A 785-nucleotide genomic window follows, 5' to 3' on the forward strand; every position below is an offset into this window, starting at 1 on the left:
CCGGGAGTACAACCCGCGCATTGGGCGCTATATGCAGTCCGATCCTATTGGACTGGCTGGCGGGATCAATACCTTTGCATATGTCTCGGCAAATCCTTTGAGTAAAATCGATCCGCAGGGGTTGTGGTCAACTGCCGCGCACAACGCGATTTTGGATGCTATAGGTGCTCAACTGAGATTAACGAGCGCACAAATAGCTGCCATGAAACAGGGTTCGCGTGATGCTGACAGCATGAAGTATCAAGATGCGGCGAACGCATTTATGCATGCAATGAGTTCATCTGCGTTAACCAAGGCGCAATCATGTAAGTTGCTGAATACATTCGTTGAGAATGAGTTAGCAAAAGCCGACACTATTTCGAATTTTGACAAAACAGCGTCGTTCATAAAGCTTGGATTTGCACTACATCCGATAATGGACTCGACATCCCCTGCACATAGGGGCTTTCAGAAATGGAATCTATTCTCGCAAGGTCACAGACATGGGTCTGGCCAGCATTCAGAGGAAGATATTCAGAGCCTAACACCAGAGCTTTTGAAAGAAACTTTGGATCAAATTAATGCTGCCATTTCAGGGCAAAAAATCGATTGTTCTTGCTATGAATAACTTGCTTAGAAGATGGGTTGCACTATGTTTTTGGTGGCCTATGCTTATCGCCTTACCGGCAAACTCGGCTTCTAGAACATTTGACCAATACCAGATAGAAACGGCATGGTTTGACTCCTCGAACATATACATCGCTTTTCACAAAACACGAGTAAATGTATCGTCCTCCAGATCAGAC

Annotated in this window: 1 protein-coding gene; it reads left to right on the forward strand. The window is 45.4% G+C overall.

Annotated features, from left to right (window positions below):
* The coding region (locus tag AC1D1X_RS24795) for an RHS repeat domain-containing protein (protein WP_477699554.1) at positions 1-607 on the forward strand (607 nt) is incomplete at its 5' end.
* Between the last annotated feature and the right edge of the window lie 178 nt (positions 608-785).

Source organism: Polaromonas sp. P1_G4 (genome assembly GCF_056405475.1).